Raw genomic sequence first — 19,689 nt, 5'->3', positions numbered from 1 at the left:
GAGGTGGCTAGACGGATAAGTTTACGGAGAAAGTGAGGGCGTTTTCGATCGCGTCGACGGGGATCGAAACGTGCATTTGGGTGAGAATTTCGCGCAGGCGTCGGATCTCGTAGCCTTTGCGTTTACTATACCAGGGCTTTCTGCGCCGGCCCGGGGCGTCATCGCGGATCAGGCGGCTGACCACCCGATCCGTGTGACTGACGCCCTTGCCCACGCCCATATCGACGTAGCGGCCGTACTGCAGAAATAGAAGGGTGACGCGGTCGCCCTGGACGGACGTCCACCAGGATTTGCGCAGGGCTCCGGAACGGCGGGGAGGAGCGGAGGTAAACCGCCCTTTGCTATCGCGACCCCCTTTTTTACGGGTGAGCACCTTACTCCGGTATACCTTTTTATCCAGCTCGTCCTGGAAGTGATCAACCGAATACTTCGCCCAGGCCCGAAGGGCGGCTTTCAGGTTAATTTTTGCGTTGATGTCCAGATCACTATAATTCATGACAAAGGATTGTAACCCGGGCCGAGTTCGAGCGAATACGTGACGGTTTCGTCCTCGAGCACTTCGCCGGAGCGGTTGTCGGTAGTATGCCGGTAGGTGATCACATCCTTAAAGGCGACCGCCGAGCCGTTGCCGGTAACGGTGGCCGTCAGGACGTTGGAGGTATAGCCGCCGATCTGTGAGGTGGTCTCGATGTAGAAATTGATCGGCTGGCCGGTGACGTTGGCCGGGATGGTAGCGGCCCGGTCCTTGAAGAAATACACCACGATCTGAGCGACGGTCTGGGTCGTCGTGGAGCTGCCGGTATCGACCGAGGTCGCGGCCCCTTCCTGAATCTCCAGGCGAATCCAGAGTGCGGTTTCCTCCTCCACGTAGCCCAGCGAGTCGGTGCTCTCGGGCAGTGGCGGGAGCGTCTGCATCTCCAGGCGCACTTTCACCTGGCTGCTGCTGCCCGCTTCGAACGTTAATTTCTGGATGAGGTAGCCGGCCAGGATGTTACTCTCCAGGCGCAGGCCCACCCGCTCATCAAGTTTTAGCCGGCTTAATTCAGAAACGGGCAACAGCAGGTTTGCCGTGATTTTGCGGGAATTGTTGCGGAAAAAATAATACCGCTTTAAGCGCTGCTCCCAGAGGCCGAACTGCCCATCGAATTCCGTCGCCGGACCCACCCGGGCCAGCAGCGAATCCAGGCCATCCGAAAGCGCCTGGGGGTAGAGGTTGCCCACAAAATCGGGCTGCATTCCTCTATAGCTGACAAACCGCAGGGACGGCAGGTTGGGGCGCTTGCCGTCTTTGAGATAACGACTCGAGCCGTTGTAAATTATATCGAGCAGGTTGCCCGGATCACCGGTGTAGGGCGTGCGCCAGATCCCGCCGTTTATAAACTCGTTGGCCTCCCGGATCATCTTCGGAGCGCCCGCGCGGAGCTGCACGTCGGTTTTGCCCGTCCCCACGATTTTGGGCGTGACGCGGGTGTTTGCAAACAGGCGGTCCTTTTCGTCGATGAAATCCCGCACGCTGTAGCCCTGCTGCTCGGCCCCCTCCACACTGTAGCCCTGGAGCTGGTAAGTGGACAGATCGACAATATTGCTTTTTAGAATACTGGTAAACGTGCGAATCCGGGCGCAGCTGGAGTTGGCGTCGTAAAGCACGATCAGGCCAAACCGCTGGCAGACGGCTTTTAAGAAATCGCCGGCGGTCATTTCCGGTACCGACAGCCCGGGGTTAACCTTGTACACTGCGCCGGTTTTGATGTTGGCCACCATCGCCGTGTTGTTCATCACCACCAGGCGCTGGGTCTCGGGATCTTCGATCCAGTCGCCCTCCAGTTGGTAGCCCAGGCCGGCCATGATCTGCTTTAAGATGTAGACCAGGTAAAACTGGGGCACCGCGTGCAGGCCGTAGTTGCCTGGCGAATCCGTCCGGAAGCCCGATCGGCCGAAGCTGTTGAGGTAAAAGCGCTGCACGTAGCCGGGCATCTTCTCGCTGTTGAACTCCTTGATGTCGTCCATGAAACCGTCCGCCCGGATTGGAAAGAACGTAAACGGCTCCAGGCCCGGGGCCTGGCTGGCGTAGTATTGCATCCACGTGCCCAACTCCTGACGCACAAAGGGCAGGTTCATCCCGAAGGGCATTTCCGCCGGCAGCAGCTCGGCCAGCGTGGTTTTCTTCAGCCGATCGGCTACTTCCCCCGAATCAATCACCAGGTACCCATCGCCCACCATATCGCTGATTCGGTAGCGCATGGTGCACCGCCGGTACAAATGGCCCTGCAGGTTTACCTGCACCGGCAGCTCCATTTTAACGTTGAGCACGTCCGGCCGGTAAGCGTATCCTAAAAAGCGCTGGTTATGATCATCCAGGGGAAAACGGATCGGGTAGGAGAAGGAGCCGGGCGTCTTCTCATCGTCAATCAGCAGGGTAGACGCCTGCTCGATGGTCAGGCGCTGCCCTGGGCTGAGGTGAAGGTATTCGCCCTGCTGGTTGCGGATTTGAATCATGGATTAGTTATTCGGCGCGGTCACCACGACGGTGTTGGTGCTTCCAATGGTGCCTCCTACGCCCGATGAGAGATCCGGCTTGATATCCTGGCTGGCCTGGTAGACGGGAGAATTGATGTAAATCGGGTAGGCAATCACCGTATTGGCCACGCCGGAGGATAGTTGAAACGAGGGGCTGACATTGTCCTGCACCGAGCAGCTCTCAAAGGAGGTGTTCAGGACTACCTTGGCCGGTGAATTGAAATTGAAATGGGCACCGGACGCCCGGTTGTACTGCTGGTGGGCGTAGATCGAGGGCTGGAACGGGTCAATCGCCGTTTTTTCCGCGAAGCGAGTCGGCGCGGAGTTTTTCAGGCTGCACCGGCGAAACGTGGAGTTCAGCGCCTGGGGTCCCCAGGTATCGGGAATTTTCTCCTGATTACAGCGCAGCCCGATCACACCATCATTTACCGCATCGGTCGATCCGTCGACCTCCACGTCCTCGACCACCAGGTTCCGGCCCGGCGTGTACTTAGGCTTGGTTGTCAGGTTGTCGGTATACCGCTGGATCTGGACAATGGCCACACCCTGCGAATTTTTAATCAGACCGCCGTAGATCCTTACGTTCGAGTAGGGGGCAAAATAGATGAAGTACGCCCGCTGCTGGTTGGAAAAGTTGTTGTTGTAAAAATTCACATTTTTCAATCCCAGCGGCAAGGTCGCATAGCCCGAAGTACCATCGGGAATCACTTTCAGCGGTTCGGCCAGCGTAATGGTATTGGCGGTTCGGGAAACGGCCCGCACCAATTGCCCTTCCCCCTTGCCGTAGGTGATTTGCAGCCAGGTGTCCTCCGTAACGTCAGTCGTAAACGAAGTGGCTCCCGAGCGGGAATTGACCGTCAGCACCGTGGCGGTGGCGCTGGTGATGGTACCGGTGTCCCCGTTGGGATATTTGGCCCCGCCGGCCTCGCAGATGATCGTTTCGCCGTCGTCCTGAAACAGTGATCCATCCGATTTCCGGCTCGGCCCGTTGATCATCGGAAATTCGTTCTCGCCGATGTAGCTATTCCAGCAGAAATCCAGCGTCAGCGAGTGGTAAATAACGTTGTCGATCTTCGGCTTGGCGATGTCCCGCATTACCACATTGCGATAGATAAACAGCTCCCGGCAGTTGTAGGTGCTCCAGCTCTGGGTGACGGGAATCTCGGAATCCCGCACAACGGCTTTGGAAGTTTCAAACAGCCGGAAGGGGCCGCGTATACCGTTCGATCCACTCTGGCCCACCCGCGAGCGGATAAACGCAAAGTGCTCCGCGCCGTTGACTTCCATCGTCCGGCCCAGGCCGAGCTGAATATCACAGTCATTAAAAAAGATGTTGTCGCCCTCGATGTCGGAGAACGTCAGGTCACTGGCCCCGGTGTCGGTGTTTTTAAAGGTGATGCCCACAAAGCCCACCCGGGCGTCCCCACTCGCAATGGAGAGAAAATACTGGGTGGCGCTGGCCGCGCTGTAGAGGATCGTGGTTCGGCCCCGGCCCGCGCCCCGAAAGACAATCCCATCGGGTACGTTCAGGTTTATGTTTGAGCTGGAGGTGGTCAAATTGAAGGTCCCTTCCCCTAAGTCAAGCACCGCGCCCCCATCAGCCGCCCCATCGGCCATCGCTTCCAGGAAGGCCGAGCGTTCGTTGGCAACCCCGTCACCCGTCGCTTTCGTCGTTAGTCGGCTGTCGGTTTTCAGGTTATAGACGTTGTCGTAGAGCGATTTGGGGAAATAAGCCGCCCAGCCGGTTCCGATGTCGAAATAGTCCCTCGCCGGAGCCGTGACAGCACTAACGGTTTGCGCCATTTTCGTTTCGGCACTGTAGCCATTGCTGACCCACAGCTCATACGTCCGGCCAACCGTGACGCCCAGCGGCATTTTCCAGTTGGTGGCCGCGCGGTTCGACCGGGCCGCAACAAACGTAGCGGGCAGGTAGCTGCCCGAAACCACGTCCCGAAGCCGGAGCGTCGGCCGCCGGTCACCCAGCGTCAGGTTGTCGCCGGTGATCATAAACTTGGTGCCGGCGTAAATCACCTTGGAGTCCATGCCCCAGCCCTCCGCCTGGTTGATGCACACGAATTCCGAGCGGCCCGAGCCGTCCTTTATAAACAGCTTGTACTCGCCCAGGGGCGTCATGACCGGGATCTGGACGGTCAGGTTGTTTTTATTTTTTACGTAGCCCACCGGCGGCAGCAACTGGGAAAACCGGGTGCCCCCGTTCACGTAGAAGTGCGCGGTGGCCGTCGTGTCAAACTGGCCGTGGATGTGCACAAACTCGCCGGGCTTAGCCACTTTCGTGTAGTCGAAAATGTGCAGACCGTTCTGACCGTTGGAAACCGGCAGCTCCCCGGCCACGCTGGTGTTGGCCTGGTTAATCGTTCCGGGCAGCGACGCATCGAAGTCACCGACGACGGTCGCACTGCCCGGGCCGCTGACAATGGTCACATTACGCTGGCCTTGTTTGATAGCGCCAGTCATTTTATACCCGATCTGGGCAACCGAAAGCTGCGTATAAAGCAGCCCTAAAAGCAAAAGAAACTTTCTCATCGTTACGGGTTGGGGCTTAGATAGAGCGAACTATTCCACCGGGTGGGATCAGCGACCAATTCGCTGAGTGTGTAAGAAGCGGCAATCGAGGTACCGGGCTTGGTATAAAACAGGGACATGCCCAGGGCATCGACCCGGTTGGTGGCGGCGGTACCGGCCGTTATGACGCGGAACTGCGCCCGGTTTCCCGAGGAGACCGTGCCGGTGTAGGAGTGCAGAACCGCCACTGCATAGAGGCCCGGTTGCAGGATCGTGCGCGACTGAAACGCCGTTTTTCGATACTCTGTCGTTCCGCCCCGGAACATGGCCGCGGCCGTATCCGTCTGGGCTACCCGGGTCAGGGTCGTCCGATCGGCGCTGAATTTGAACAGGGCTCCCCGGTTTTCCCGGCCGCTCAAGGTTTGGAAGTTACCCACCTGGCTGAGGTAGGTACCCATACCATCGGCCGTATCGACTTTGGTGATCGGCAGCAGGGCGAAGTAAATCGTGTCCGAGCGGATCGCCGTGCCGGCGTTGAGCAGGTAGTGCGGAATGTTCTCGGCAATCTTGGGGCTGCCGTAATAGTCCCGCTGGATCTGGATGTGCTCCGGCCGCCGGGCGACGGGCTTCATCGCATTGAGAAGCGACTCCACCGAGGTTAAAATCGATTGCTTCAGCTTGGTTAAAAACGACTCCTTAATCCGGGGGGCGTTATTCTGCTGAAAGATATTGCCTTCAAACTGGGCCGAATCCAGGTACAGCTCCATGTCCAGGGGCATTTTGGCAATCTTGTCGTCGATCAGCCGGTTCGTTTGCTGAGCGTCGAGCAGATTGGTGGCCAGCGTATCGGCGAGCGTGGAGGCTTTGTTCAAGGTTGACCCCGTTCCCACGCCCAGCGTCGCCCGGGCTTGGGCCGCGTTGGCGTCATCCATCAGGCTCAGGGCAAACGGTGAAGCAGCGGCCGCATCGAGTTTAGCCGCAAAGGCGTTAAACAGGGTACCCGACCGGAGCAGCTTGGTGCTGCTGGCGGTGGGGGCCGTGTCGAAGCTGAGCGAAAACTGACCATTGCCCGAGTTGAAACCCAACCCGTCGCCGGTGGCCGAAATACCGCCCCGCACATCGACCAGGAAGGTGCCCACCGTGCCATCAGCTTTGCGGTACTGAGTTGCGGTACCGGCCGCTCCGGAGAGCACGCCCACGCCGTTGATGGTGGGCTGCATTCCGAAGTTGTACAGGTTGGTGATGTTGGCCGGCTGGTTTTTCAGCACGACGTTATCCGTCAGCAGGCCGTCGTTGACCTTCCCCGTAACCAGGTCGGAGGCGTTGCCAGAAACGACCGTGCCCGAACCGCCGGACGAGGTGATGGGTACGCCGTTCACGGTGGGGATATTGGCAAAATCAACGGTACCGCCTAGGTACGACTTTCCTAACAGGACGTACAGCGCGTAGGCGTTGTTAAACGTCACGTTGTTGCCCGGTGAGGGCGCTCCCCCGATAAAGAAGTTGATCGCCTTGTCAATCACCTGGCCCGGGTTGGTCGCCGAGAAGGTGGGCGGCTGAAACGAGTGGTTAACACTGAACGGGGTGATTGTTCCGGCCAGGCTGGAGTTATCCCGGATCTCCCGGCTCTCCGAGCGGTAGCCGTAGCCGGCCAGGCCACCCTGGCCCTGGATGGAAAGACCGTTTGCCGTGCGGAAGCGGTCGGCCAGCACGTAGACATCCGCGCCCGGGTTGGTCACCACCAGGTTGCCCGTCATGGTGCCGCCGGTGCGGTCCAGCTTGCCGTTCAGCCCGTTGAGGTAGCCCGTCTCGGGTAGGGCAGGCATCACCGTCAGGCCCACCGGCTTCATGCCGTAGCCGATGGTCAATTTGCCGGGGTCACCGATGGCGTTATACCCCTCCACCCGCATGTTGTCGATGCTGGTGTTGAAGTTGTCCAGGTTCAGCGTAATGGCGTTTTTAGTGTTGTCGGTCGTGTAGAACGCACCGCCAGAGAAACGGGCGTACATCGTCCGGGCACCCACCGCCACCGAGTTGTTGAAGAAACAGTTGGTGGCCGTCAGGCGCAGGCCCACGTTGTTGTACCATTCGAGGCTCGTGTTATCCAGCCGGCAGCGCTCCAGGTTCATAAAGTAGGAGCCGACGTTCGTCGAAGAGGCCGAAACCTTCCGGTCAAATACGCAGTCGATCAGCTCGACCGGCTCAGAGACCGACTGGGTGGGATCGCCGTTGTAGTTGCTGAAGGCCAGGTTCGCCTGGGTGCCGATAAACCGCAGGTTTTTGTACCGCCCGGATTTAGAGTTTAACACCACCCCATCGGTCAAACTCGACATCAGATCAGGCGCACCGCAGTTGATAATGTCGATGTTTTCAAACGACGGCCGGTACACCGAGTAGGCCCGGATCGCCTGGCGGCTATCCCGGATTGTGTTCTGGCCGACCATCGTCAGACGGCTGTTTTCCGAGACGCTGACGCCGATCGTATGGCCCACCGCCAGGAAGTTTTCGACCGTGGTGTACATATTGTCGTAAGCCTCCCCGCCTTCCAGGTGCAGACCCGAGCCGGAGTTTTTCACCGCCCCGTTGCGGATGGCTTTGATGTTTTTTAGCGTGGTGAACACCGCGTGGTCAACGCCGAAATAATCGCCCGTTTCGCCTAAGAAACAGTCCTCCACCAGCACGTCGTCGATGGTCGTATACACCGCCGAGTCAGCCGCTAAAACGGCCCCATTTCCACCCGTCGAGTGGTAATACTTCTGGCCCCGCACCGTTAAGTGCCGGCCCTGGTTGTGCTGGGTCAAACCGGGCACAAAGGTCACCCCGTTGCTATACCGGCCGGATACCGTATAGGAGAAGGAGTTCCCGTTCACCAGCTCGACGCGCTCCACCAGGTTGCCCGAACCGTTGATCCGGATCAAACCCGTAGGCTTGTTACCAGCCGTCCCGTCGAGGGTCATCTCGCGGATCGTCACGCCCCGCACCTGCTTGAGGTTGAAAATGGCGTCGCCGGTGGTCGCGGCCGTTTGCAAGAGGACAGTTTTGCCCTGGCCCCAGCCCCGGAATTCCACCGAGTCGACGCTGACGCCCCCGGCCATGTCCCAGTTATCGACCGGCATGCGGCCGATGGGCAGAATAACGACTTTCGATCCGACCACCTTGGAGCGGGCAGCCGCAGCAATCAGGGCCGCTTTGTTCTGGGCACCCGTCCGGCCCGGGCCACCGCCGAAGTCGCTGACGAAAATCGGCAGCTTTGTTTTTAAGATATCCGTCAGCAGCGCCGGCATGCCCTGGGGGGCAATCGAAACCTGCTGGTTGGGTTTGCCCTTGCGGATCAGGTGCAGACCCGATTTGGTGGGGTCGGTGGGGTTGACCTCGTAAACCATCTCGCGGATGGTCGTGTCGTTTTTGGGGGCCGCCAGGGGCGGGGAGTTGACACCCTTCCGGATGGTGGACTGAGCACTGGCGGTGAGCGTTGCCGCCAGCACGGAGAAAATTAAAAGGAGCTTTTTCATGCTTGGTTATTAGGGTACACGCGTTCGGTGAGGGCACGGTCGATGGTCCCGTCAGAATTTTTCCAGTAGCGGCCGGGGAGGAAGGTTTCGCCATCAATGACCGTGGGTTCGGCGATGGTGAAGAGGACCGATTCCATCGGGTTGGGCAGGTTCGCCATCTGGTTGAAATCCGTGGCCTGGTCGGTTTTCTGCCGGCCGGTGACCATCTGATACAGACCGTCGTAAATGGCCGTGGGGTCGGCGAGCTGGCCCTGGTATTCGCCCGTGCCCAGATCGATCTCCAGGACGAAGACTTCGGGGTCCAGCGGGCCGTTTCGGTAGACATCACCGTCCGGCGTGGGGTCGATGTTCATCCGCACCCGGGCGAGCAGTTTGCGGCCCACCGACCCGGCCCGGCTGAGCCACAGAATGAAGGTGCGGTTGTCGGCGTCGGAGCCATCGGTCAGACCCGCCAGGCGCGGGGTTTGCGCCAGGCAGATCAGCTCGTCGTTGGTGCCCGGGCCGGTCGACTGCAGCATCGTGGCCATGAGGTAGGAGAAGGAAGGGGAGCCGGATTCCGAGGTCGCCCGGAGCTGCAGTCCCCAGGCCGAAACGTTGATCGGCTCGCCGGTGATTTTGTTCCGGAACCGGAAACGCGCACTGAACTCGTACTGAGCCAGGCGGTTTCCGTCATATTCGAGGATGTTAGGTGCTGAAAACATTTTCTAAGCGGCTAGGGGCCAGGGAGAATTGACTTGGACACAGTTGGTACCTGGGGCTTTCCAGGCGTTGAGGTTTTTGTAGGAGTAGGGGTCGCGGTATTCTTCGGATGAATACGTGATCGTCGATGTGTTGTAAATCGTGACGAAATCCGACCCGATGATGCCCCGGGCTTTGAGAATGCGCAGGGCGGGATAAAACAGGTTGATGTCCCCAAACACGCCCACGTAGCCATTGCCCTGCAGCAGCTGCAGCATCATCATGGCGATGTCGTTGTGCGAGAGACTGCCCGGAATGCCGTAACCCCGACGCCAGAGCTGCAGGATATCGTCCCACAACGAACCGTCCGCATCGCCCGTAAACCGGATTTTTAGGCCGCGTCCGACGTCCGCTTTCAGGCCCCAGTTATCCGACCAGGTGGGGTTTTCCTTGACGATGTCAGCCGTTGAAGCGATGGTCAGCGTCTCGGTGGTGCCGTTGATATTCGCCTGGTTACCCGCAAACGTGCCGGCCTCGAAGGCGACAGGAATGTTGGGGTTGGTCGATCTACAGTACCATTCGAACATTTTCTGGTCCTGCTCGACGCGCCGGCTTCTAAACTCAAACCACGCCTGGCGCAGGCCACCGCCTTTGAGCGTGCTCCAGAAGGCGTCCCAACTGCCCCGACTGGGGACGAGGAAAGTCAGGTCGGCATCGGTCAGCGACTGGTTGCCCAGCAGGTTGCGGACGCCCTGGATGGTTCCTCCGCCCAAAACGTACAGCCAGGCTTTGAAGGCCGCTTTTTCCGAATCTTCGTTGCCGCCGAATTTGGCATCCGACAGTGAATCTACCCGGCTGTTGTAGCCGCCCTCGCCGGTGTGCGTTCTGCCCTGGGCTAAAAACCAGATCGGCGCAATGGCCTCCAGCACCTGGATGGCGGGAACCACCAGCTCGTCGTAGAGGATGCGCTTGGGCGTGTTGGGGTTCCAGTTGGTGGTGTCGCCGTTAAGCCGCCAGGCGGTAAATCCGTCATTTTGACTAAACGACGGCGTGAAATAATACTGCTCGGTGGAGTTGCCGTTGGTGTACAGCTCCGAAGTGGACTCGCCCACGCTGGCCGGCATCGGGTGATTCTTTTCGAACTTCATGTCGAAATGAATCGCGCATTTTTTGCGCTTGACGACCGTAATCCAGGTGTACAGGTTGATGAAAGCCGCCCGGCTGGCCGGGTTTTTCCACGTCGCGTAGGTGAGCGTCAGCTTAACCCCCGTCAGCAGGCCCTCATCAAAACCGATCGAGAGCTGCTGCTTGCGCTCGGTCATTTCCCCCTCGTAGCTCACGTAGTGATACACCGCGTACACGTCCCGCACCGGAGCCAGCCGGGCCGAGGCGTTGGGGCTGGTGGTGGGGGTTCCGGCGCTGAGCACCTGGATACCCTGCGACCAGGCGGCTCCCAGCTTGGCGTTGCCCGAATCGTTCAGGTGGGTTTTATCCGACAGGTCGGCCGTCGTCAGCGAAGAGGCTGCACCCACATACTCCAGGTACCGGCCGTGGGCCTTCCGGGAAGCCACGACCGCCGGGATCTGCTCGTTGAGCGTGTTGACGCGCTGCTGGGCGAAAAACTCGTCCCGGGGCGGCACGTTGGAGACCAATAACTTCACGTTGGACTTGGTGGCGTAAATCTTATCGAGCAGCGCTCCCAGATCCTGCGCCACATTGGCCATGTTGTAGCCCCCATCGTTGACGTTGTTGGTCCCGATCATCAGCAGGATCATGTCCGGATTGGCCGCGTTGATCCAGCCGGCCACCCCGTCCGTAATCTGACTGATTTTGTAGCCCGGGTGGCCTTCGTGACGCGGATCGGCCGCGTTACCCGCTCCCTGGCTGCCCACGAACGTTACGGCCTGGCCGGCGGCTGTCAGGCCCTGGCTTAAGGCAATTCGCCAGCGCGAATCGGTCGTGATCGAATCGCCGAGCACCATGATTTTGGTCCCAACGACCGGCGTGGGGGTCGTCGTCCCGCCGTCTTGTTCCGTGCTTCCGGCGATCGGCAGCACCTTGACGCTGTCCTGGGACGATTCGGGGGTGAAGATGATCGTCTGCACCGGCGACTCGGTGTTTTTCTCCCGGACTTTTAATTTGTGGGCCACCTCGGCCACACCCGAGCCGGACCCCCTCTCGAACCGCCGGCGGAAGCTGTAACCCACCTGGCTGCTGTCGCCAATCAGATCGTACCAGACCCCGGTTTTCCAGATGCCCGAGTCGCGGTTGGGCAGGATCTCGCCGTAGTTGACGCCGTTTTCCGAAGGGATCAGGTGCAGGTTGTCGGCTTCGAGCAGCACCTGGAGCGTTTTACCCGCCTTCGGCTCGACGTACAAATACATCGAATCGTTGTTGGGATCGTAGGTGTAGCCCAGGCGCTGCAAAAGGCTGGCCTGCGACCAGATCGAATGCCACTGGCCATCATCGGTCGCCGTTCCGGCCGGAACGGTCACGTTGATCACCTGGGTGGTGCCCGTTTTGCGGAACTGCAGCGTGCGCTCGCTGGTGGCGACGGGGATGTAATCCCCCAGCACGTACACCTTGGCCCCCGGCAGGGGCTTGCTGGCATTCTCAAAATAGTTGAGCGTGCGCCAGTTCTCTTCGTTGGCCCACTTCAGCTCGACCCCGGTCTGGGTGACCACCTGGGCGCGAATGTTGAGGTAGCCCACCCCGCCGTTACTCCAGTCGATTTGCATGAAGTAATCCGTGGCGGTGGCTCCAATCGTAAATGTTCCGGACTGCACGATGTCGGTACCGGTGATCTTGACATCGTAGCGGTAGGAGCCGGCCGGCGCGGCCTGGGTGTAGGCCCGCTGGTAATTGGTTTTGCTGCCGTTGACGCCGGCAGCGGCTCCGAAGCCGGTTTGGTTCCAGCCGCCCCCGTTGATCTGCACCAGGGCCACTTCCACGCTCGTCGTGACGTTCTGCGTGACGGTATTGACCACCGGTTTGCCGTTGCTGTCAATCGTGTGCGAGATAGAAACGATCGCCGGTTGGGGCGTCGGGGTGGGGTTATTCGGGTTGGTGGGCGTGGTGGGCGTTCCCGTATCGGCCGCTTTGTAGATTTCCTTCGGCCCCATGTTTTCGGCCGGAACCGTCAACGCCCGGCGGATCTCCGGTCCTCCTTCAAATTCCTGGTAGATCACCGTGTATTCCCCGGGCTGTACGTTGGAGAAGCCTTCCGGCGATTTGGCGTTCAGGAGCTTGTTGGTACCGGCGGGAAAATCATCCCGGGTGCCGTTGGGCATCACTTTTTTGCCCGAGCCGCCGTACACAAACCCGTTACCCTGCAGATCCACGAGCATCGGACCCGCATCCTTCACGGTGGCCCCGATGACCAGGCGCTTTTCGGAGCTGAGAAAATCGTACTGCGCACTGGACGAGATCAGACTGGAGAGCGTGCCCACGCGCTGGATCTTCAGCTTCAGGCCCAGGGACGTGGACGATCCGTGCTCATCGGTGGCCGTCAGGACCAGGTTGTATTCGTAGAGCGTCACCAGGCTACCACCCTCCCAGGGCAGGGCCGTGGCTTTGAGGCTGGTTCCGTCAAATGTTAGCCAGGCGGGCAGACCCGTTCCGCCGGCCATCGTCAGCTTCAGGGTGAAGGCATCGCCGTCGACGTCGGAGACAAAATTCTTCAGCACATAATCCAGCGACTGACCCTCCGTGCGCACGATGTCCGGAATGGTGGCAATGACGGGCGGGTGATTTTCCGCCGGGCGGTCGCCGACCAATTGCCATTCGGACAGGCGCAGCGCCCGGGTGTCGGGAGCCTGCAGGACGGCCGAGGACCCGAAGTGATCGCCCAGGTCGATGGCGATCGGTGAGGTGAGGTTGGCCCCGATCTGCACTTTCTTTACACCGGAGCGGTTGAGGTTGGTTTGCAGATCCCCGCCGGCCGCTGCCAGGTTGTCGCCTACAATTACCCAGGCGTTGGCAAAATCAGCTGGGTAATTGGTATAAATGTAGGCCATTTTCACCCGCGCCCGGGTGAAGTTAGCGCGGATCACCGGCTGAGCGCTGCTCGGCATGCTGAACTCGTTGTCGAGCACCAGGTCGTTGATGCTGACCAGGCCACTGCCCGAGCTGGCCACGATCGTGGTGCCGGCTTCGGTTAACAGGTTGGTCTGGCCCGGGTAGATCCGGCCTTTCTGGCCCGGCTGATCCAGCACAAAACCGCCCTGGCGGAACCCCTCACCCACCTGCACGCGGGCGAAATAATCGCCGTCCGAAACGTTCAGGTAGGTATACTGGTAAGTCTTCTCGGCTACTTTGACCAGGTCGACGTAGGCGGCATTGTCAAAACCGGAGCCCTGCAGGCCCATCTTGATCTTCGCGCCCTCCAGGCCGGCTTCGCCCTTGAAGGTCCAGACCAGGCTTGATCCATCCCGAGTAAAGGAGACCTCATCGAAATACGTCGAAACCGGAGCTTCCTGGCCGGTCATCGAGGTGGTGATGGAGTTGCGCAGGCCGGCCGGGGAAATGCCCACGACCACAACGTTGTACTGGCCCGAAGTGGTGCCGGTACCGGAAATGACCCGGGTGCTGGCGTTGAAGCTAAAGCCCGCCGGCAGATCCTTGACTTCGTACTCCGAAGCGCCCGTCCAGGGCAGCAGTGTGTAAGAAAACGGCACACCGACCGTAAAGGTCAGGGGGGGCACGCCAATGCTCGGCGGAATCGGGAGCTGGCCTCCGCCGGTACTGCCCTGCAGCAGCTCCTTGGGCAGGGCCATCGGCATAAACACACCGTTCTGGATTTTGCCCACGACGTGGTGGGTGTAATCCTCCGGAGAGCTGGCGATCGGCATGTTTTTGGTATACCAGCCCAGGCTAGTGTAGTAGCCCTCCAGCGAGGTGCAGGGCATCGACTTGCAGCAGCTCCCGTTGTCAGTGCTGCGGAAGGTAAACGTGCGCTGGTTAAACACCTGGCTCACCGGATCGTCCGGACGCCATTGGTAGAGGGTGTACTCCTTGAATTCCTCGAAGGGTAGCCCATCGCCGTCGACCGTGCGGGTCTTGCTGGAGGAGCGGTCCGCGCCATCGGCCCGAAATCCAAACAGCCAGTTGCCGGTCGGCTTGGTGATAATTACTTTTTTATTCATTAGGTGGTTGTTTACTGAAAGCGGGAGAAGATGACATTGCGGCCCAGCAGCACGTCGCCGATCGAGAACCGGCGGTTGTTCATTTCCAGCTCCAGCTCCAGCTCGCTGCCCACTGGGTGATTGGGCATGATGACCTCGATGTCCTGGGGCACGAACATCCCCTCCAGATCCGGCTTGCCCTGGATCTCGTTCCAGGTGTGGGTGTGCTTGAGGGGGGAAAACAGGGGAGCCGCACTCTGCTGAGTCAGATAGCCGGCGGCTGAGGGATCAGGGCGGGAGGCCGCTTCGTTCCAGTTGGTGATATCGTCGGGTTTGATGTTGCGGACGACATCGGGAACCGTGCGGTCGTAATTGGAGGTGGTGGTAACGGGGGTGATCGTCACCGAGCCGGCGGGGCGGAAATTCAGTGGAGGCAGGGGATCACCCTCCTCGGTATCGAAGTAAAACTCGTCTTTAAAAAGAAAAACGTAATCAAACTTATGGGCAAAAGCCGTGTCGCCGTCCTTGGCCTGCTTGATGGATTTGGCGGTAACCCCAATGGGCAGCTCCCGATCCGCCAGCAGCAGCCAGCGCCGGTCGGCCCGGTAGAAGTCGTTCAACTGGCGCAGCTCGGACTGGCTCCGCCAGCCGGTCGCTACTTCAAACTGCTGCTGGTAGCCGGTATTGTACTCGACGAACTGGCCGTCGCTTAATTCGTAATGCTGAGGTAAAACCCGCTCGGCTTCTTCCCGAAACAGCGCCAGCTCCGAGCTGCCCTTCCCGAAGGTGCTCATCGTGTCGGGAGCGCCCAGGGAGCTGATAAACGCAAAATACCGCACGTGCGGCTGGTATTGCTGGTTGACCACAAACCGGTAGGGCTGGGACAGAAAGCCGCCCTCGTGAACGATCCGGAGGGTGTATTCCCGCACCTGGCGGCCTTGCGCAATCGGCAGTTTTAATTGGGGCAGACCGGCCGGAAAAATTACCTTTTCGTTTTGGGCGATATCCAGGGCCGGCACGCGGTTGTTGTACGAGGCTTTCTGGCCGTTGTCGAGGGTCACGGCAATGGAAAGACCCACCTGCAGGCGGTCTTCGCGCAAATTCAGGTAGGTCAAATACTGGCACTCATCCGGCCGCACGTAACGAAGGGCCGGGCCGTTTCTGAGCAGTTTGTCCTGGGCCGCATCGTCGTCCGATGGCATGACCAGTTTGTCGAGCTGCAAACGGCCCTGCTGCTCGTAGGGCATTCCGCCCCAGTAAACCCGCAGGGGTTCCAGTTTGGTGATCCGGGCCGGCTCCAGGGGTTCGCCCCAGGCTTCGGCGTAGCGGATGTAGTAGCTCGCTGCGGAATTTTCCGCCGGCTTGGCAACGGCCGTGCGCCAGTGGGGCAGATCGGGGGAAAGGTGGGAATGAAGGGTGGTGGAAAGATCGAACTCGGCGCGGCCCTGCTCGTTTAGCTCCAGCGCCCCCGAATAGATCATGGCATAATCCGGATCAGCGTCGCGCTGGCAGTGCACCTCCACGTAAACGCTGTAGCGGTTGCGGTAGGTGGGGGCCACGCCCGGGGTTCCGTTCGCGATGGCGTAAAAGGCAGGAGCGCCACCGACGGCCGCAAAGTTATATTCGGGGCCAGGCTTGCGAGCCGTAAACGTCAGGCCATGAAACAGACCCTCGGCCAGCATCGCTTCGACAACAAAGTCGGATTCAATCGGGAAATAATCGCGGAAATACGGGAGGATACTGGCGATGTAGGCGTTCGAGCCGTCACCAGCCGGAAATTCGTAGGGGTGGACGGGGTTGGCCCGGGCCACCATTTTCAGGGTTTTGCCCTTCCAGGACAGGGTAAAGGTTTGGCCGGGAACCACCGCTCCCGCCAGAAAGATGAAATTCACGGCCAGCACGCCCGTATTCACCAGCCGTCCATTTCCGGAGAAAATATACTGCAGGCGACCACCTTTGGTGAGCGCGATGGGATCGGGGGATTGGAGAACAGTAATGGCCATAACAGGCCAAAATTCCGGCGAACGGGCGCGGGAAAACAGGACATCAGACGACCATAGCGGTTAGACCAGGTCGTCGTCGGAAAGCTGCATGTTAAGGGGAACCAGCCAGTCGAAGGTAAACCCGTAGCCGGCCCAGCCCCCGGAAATAATGAATTTCTCGCCGTCGTGATTAAACTGGGGCACAATACCCTGGCTCTCCAGCTCCCCGTCGAGGCCGTCCTGGCGCATCAGAGCGATCACTTTCAAGGCGGTCGCCCGGGCCGTCCGGATGGACAATTTACGGGATACATTGTCGGTACCGTCCTTTCTGACGACCGCCAGGGTGCCCTGAATGCGGGTGTTGTAGTTGTCGCGGCCCCCATCCCCGAGCTGCTCGACGAAGGTTTCCCAGATCAGCACGTTAACGCCCTGGGGGAATTTGGAAACCGCTTTACTCACCAGCTCCGCCGGGTTCTCGACATCGTCAACGAAAACAAACCGGCCGTTCGCTTCAGTATAACCGATCGCGGCCAGGCGCGTGGCCAGGCTTTTTCCGTATGCCTCGTAAAACTCTTCTAAATTGATCATTGGGATTGTTGAGCTTTAGCCTCCAGCTCCTTGGCTTCGCGTTGCATGGTGTCCAGCGTCGAGAGCACCAGGTATAAGTTGGTGCTCTCTAACTGGTGATAAGTGCCGAAAACGGAGCTTTGCCGGGCTAGATTCAAACCGACATCCAGCCAGGTGCCGCCGGATTCGGTGGAGGTTTTTTTGGGAGGTTCAAACAGGTTCGGGAACTGGGTCGGCAGCACGTCGACGCAGCCCAGGTAGTTGATCAGCGTCGCCTGGTGAATCGCGTCGGGCAATTTGTCCAGGGCTTTGCAGGCTGAGTCGAGGGTGGAGCGGTCAAACGCCGTGCGGGCCCCATCAATTTTCTTCTGCCAGGGCCAGGCGGAGGCCCGGTATAAAACGGCCGTCAACTCGACCAGATCAGCCCGGATGTTGGTGTCTAAGTAGCGGCTCCGGGCTGCTTCGGCAAAGATGAACTCGCCGAAGCTGAGGTGCTGGAGCTGATCACCCGGGCCGACGTACTGCCGTCCCAAGCGCGTTCTGAAATTCGGAAGCATCCAGCGCGATGGGCGTGAGTTGGACCAGTCCAACAGGGCCAGCAGCTGCACTTTCTGATCTTCCGAAAACCGCCGGATCATGGCCGGCGTAAAACCGTACCAAAGCTGCAGCAGTAAAAAAATAGCACTGTCAGCACCGCCAAATCCCATCTGCCAGCGCACCCACTGCAGCCACTGTTTGGGCGTTACTTCTTCCCAGGTATTGGGGCCAGTGAGCTGAGCCGGCTGGCCATCGATGGTGAATTTGACGGTGTGCATTTTTAGAGTAGTTCGGGGGCTTCTTCTTTCAGCCAGGCCCGAACGTCGAAGGAGGGGCAGGCTTTTTTCACGCCAGGAAAATCCCGGTGGCCACAGATGGTCGCTTTGGGATATTTGGCTTTGAGTTTCCTCAGCATGCTCAGCATCACAAGTTGCTGATCAAGTGTGCGCGTGTCGTGGGGATTGCCCTGGGCGTCGATGCCGCCCACGTAGGAAAGGTGCACAGAGTGCGCATTGTGACCCGCCACACCATTTGAGACCAGTTCCTCGGACAACAGGTGCTCGACGGTGCCGTCCGCCTTAATGATGTGATGGTAACCGGGATATTTCCAACCCAGCACGGTTTTCCAGTACCGAAGGATCGAGGCGACGGTGGCATTGGGATTGGTCGCCGTGCAGTGCACGACGATGTGGGTGATGGTTCTCATTTGATGATGGCGTCCAGGGCGTATTCGCGGCCGTAGGCGTACCGCTTTTGGAGGATTTCCGGCGACGTGTCCAGCGTGTCGCCCAGCTCGTCGGCCATTGGCTGAATCAGCGTGTAATCAAAATGCCGGTAGGGTTTACCGTTTTCAGAGAGCAGCTCGACCGGGGATTGTTTCACCAGGTGATTGACCTGGAGGAATCGGGCCACGTCGCCCTCAAAAATGGCCGCTAGGGCAACATCGAGCAGCGATCGGGTGGCAATCTGGGCGATGTTCAGATCGGTGCCTACGGTGCCCGTAAAGCCGCATCCGCAATTAGCGATGATGGCGTGCCATTTTTCCGACTTGGGCCGGCTGTTCACAAAATCAATGTAAGCCGACAACGGAGAGTTATCCCACAGACCACCGTCGACCAGGTTGGTCAGGATGCGGCCGTCTTTTAAGCGGACGGAAGCGATCGGTTCCCAGACGATGGGCATTGTCGCACTGGCGCAGATAAACTTGGCCAGCTCGTAGTCATCGTCGAAATCTTCCGGACCCAGCAGGTAGTATTTTCCGTCCGTTAACGAGACGGCCCCGCAGTAAAATGGCCGGACGAAATCTTTAATCCGCACGTGCTGAGCAAGCAGATCCAAAAGTGGTTTGTTGGAGGCCACGGATTTGATCTTAGCGAAGCGCTTTTTGATGTCTTCGCCCAGTCGCTTTTTACCCTTTGGAGTAGCTAGCCGGAACAGAATGGTGGTCAGCGACTCGGGCAAAAGTGCTTCCCGGATCGCACCCATGTCTGGCGACTTCATATCCGCTTTCAGCAGCAGGGGCACGGTGATGCTGGCCGGGCCAGACTCTTCGATGGCTTTCCAGAGCTGGCGATTGACCGCCCGTTTGTTCATGGCCTGCATGGCGCCATCCAGGGCGTTGACGGAGATCCCGAATTCAGCGGCCGGCACGATACCGTTCTCCAGGTAAACATCCCGGATACCCTGGGTAAATGAGCCTTTGAACCCACCACCCGAACCGATGTAAGCGTAATTCGTTTCCTCCTCGGAGAACTGGAACCCTAACAGATGATAGTCGGCAAACTTCATTTTTCAGCCAGGGTAAAGTTTAAACCGTGCTTTTTCTTAATCTGCTGGTAGCGCATGTCCATGCTGGCCCACCGGCGAAATTTGGCGGAGTGAGAAAAACGGGTTTGGCGGAGCTTGCGGGCGTGACGCATTTCTTTCGACGACATTTTACGGGGTTTACTTTTTGGTTGAGGTGAATACTGCCTAGGCAGTGGTGAAGGGGTTTCCGCCTGGCTGGCCCGTAGCCGGCGGAAGAAATGGCGGACGGCATATTTAACCGTCAGATACCAGGATTCCAGGATCAGATACAGCGTGATCAGGGAGGGCAGGGCGTTCAGCAGGTCAATGGCTAACATGGTCCCTGGCGTATAAGTGGAGGATTAAATTTGCGAGGGCCAGAAGAAATTTTCTGTTTTTAACTTTTATCCTCAGAACCCTGTAATGCTTGCCTCTTAGGATTATTAGGCCATAAATGATCTTTTG

Annotated in this window: 12 protein-coding genes; all 12 read right to left on the bottom strand. The window is 59.1% G+C overall.

The features are described from left to right. Window positions 1-7: 7 nt before the first annotated feature. From OQ371_RS23855 to OQ371_RS23800, 12 genes are read right to left on the bottom strand one after another with little or no spacing between them, the layout of a single operon-like run. Window positions 8-496, bottom strand: coding sequence for a hypothetical protein (locus OQ371_RS23855; RefSeq protein ID WP_265990891.1), 489 nt, complete (start codon window positions 494-496; stop codon window positions 8-10). Next, window positions 493-2,496 carry a hypothetical protein gene (locus tag OQ371_RS23850; RefSeq protein WP_265990890.1) on the bottom strand — a complete coding sequence of 668 codons (2,004 nt, stop codon included), beginning with the start codon at window positions 2,494-2,496 and terminating at the stop codon, window positions 493-495. Before OQ371_RS23850 ends, OQ371_RS23855 begins: the two co-directional genes overlap by 4 nt. Window positions 2,497-2,499: 3 nt before the next feature. Next, on the bottom strand, window positions 2,500-5,061 hold the full coding sequence (locus tag OQ371_RS23845) for a hypothetical protein (protein WP_265990887.1): 2,562 nt from the start codon (window positions 5,059-5,061) through the stop codon (window positions 2,500-2,502). 2 nt (window positions 5,062-5,063) lie between these two features. Then, window positions 5,064-8,552: a hypothetical protein gene (locus OQ371_RS23840; RefSeq protein ID WP_265990885.1), complete on the bottom strand. Its 3,489-nt coding sequence runs from the start codon at window positions 8,550-8,552 to the stop codon at window positions 5,064-5,066. After that, entirely contained in the window at window positions 8,549-9,253 is a 705-nt protein-coding gene (locus OQ371_RS23835; RefSeq protein ID WP_265990884.1) for a hypothetical protein, read from the bottom strand. Before OQ371_RS23835 ends, OQ371_RS23840 begins: the two co-directional genes overlap by 4 nt. A gap of 3 nt (window positions 9,254-9,256) precedes the next feature. Beyond that, window positions 9,257-14,374: a putative Ig domain-containing protein gene (locus tag OQ371_RS23830; RefSeq protein ID WP_265990883.1), complete on the bottom strand. Its 5,118-nt coding sequence runs from the start codon at window positions 14,372-14,374 to the stop codon at window positions 9,257-9,259. 11 nt (window positions 14,375-14,385) lie between these two features. Continuing rightward, a complete protein-coding gene (locus tag OQ371_RS23825; RefSeq protein ID WP_265990882.1) occupies window positions 14,386-16,356 on the bottom strand; it encodes a hypothetical protein in 1,971 nt (656 codons plus the stop codon). 60 nt (window positions 16,357-16,416) lie between these two features. After that, entirely contained in the window at window positions 16,417-16,923 is a 507-nt protein-coding gene (locus tag OQ371_RS23820) for a hypothetical protein (RefSeq protein ID WP_265990880.1), read from the bottom strand. Then, window positions 16,920-17,717: a hypothetical protein gene (locus tag OQ371_RS23815; protein WP_265990878.1), complete on the bottom strand. Its 798-nt coding sequence runs from the start codon at window positions 17,715-17,717 to the stop codon at window positions 16,920-16,922. Before OQ371_RS23815 ends, OQ371_RS23820 begins: the two co-directional genes overlap by 4 nt. Before the next feature lie 2 nt (window positions 17,718-17,719). Further along, window positions 17,720-18,145 carry an N-acetylmuramoyl-L-alanine amidase gene (locus OQ371_RS23810; RefSeq protein WP_265990876.1) on the bottom strand — a complete coding sequence of 142 codons (426 nt, stop codon included), beginning with the start codon at window positions 18,143-18,145 and terminating at the stop codon, window positions 17,720-17,722. Next, window positions 18,142-19,227: a patatin-like phospholipase family protein gene (locus OQ371_RS23805; protein ID WP_265990875.1), complete on the bottom strand. Its 1,086-nt coding sequence runs from the start codon at window positions 19,225-19,227 to the stop codon at window positions 18,142-18,144. Before OQ371_RS23805 ends, OQ371_RS23810 begins: the two co-directional genes overlap by 4 nt. Then, a complete protein-coding gene (locus OQ371_RS23800) occupies window positions 19,224-19,562 on the bottom strand; it encodes a hypothetical protein (RefSeq protein WP_265990873.1) in 339 nt (112 codons plus the stop codon). Before OQ371_RS23800 ends, OQ371_RS23805 begins: the two co-directional genes overlap by 4 nt. Window positions 19,563-19,689: the final 127 nt, after the last annotated feature.

Origin of the sequence: Larkinella insperata (assembly GCF_026248825.1) — a bacterium.
In the GTDB taxonomy this organism is placed as follows: Bacteria; Bacteroidota; Bacteroidia; order Cytophagales; family Spirosomataceae; genus Larkinella; species Larkinella insperata.
Note: the sequence above shows the minus strand (reverse complement) of the source record. Positions and strands in the feature narration are given on the sequence as shown.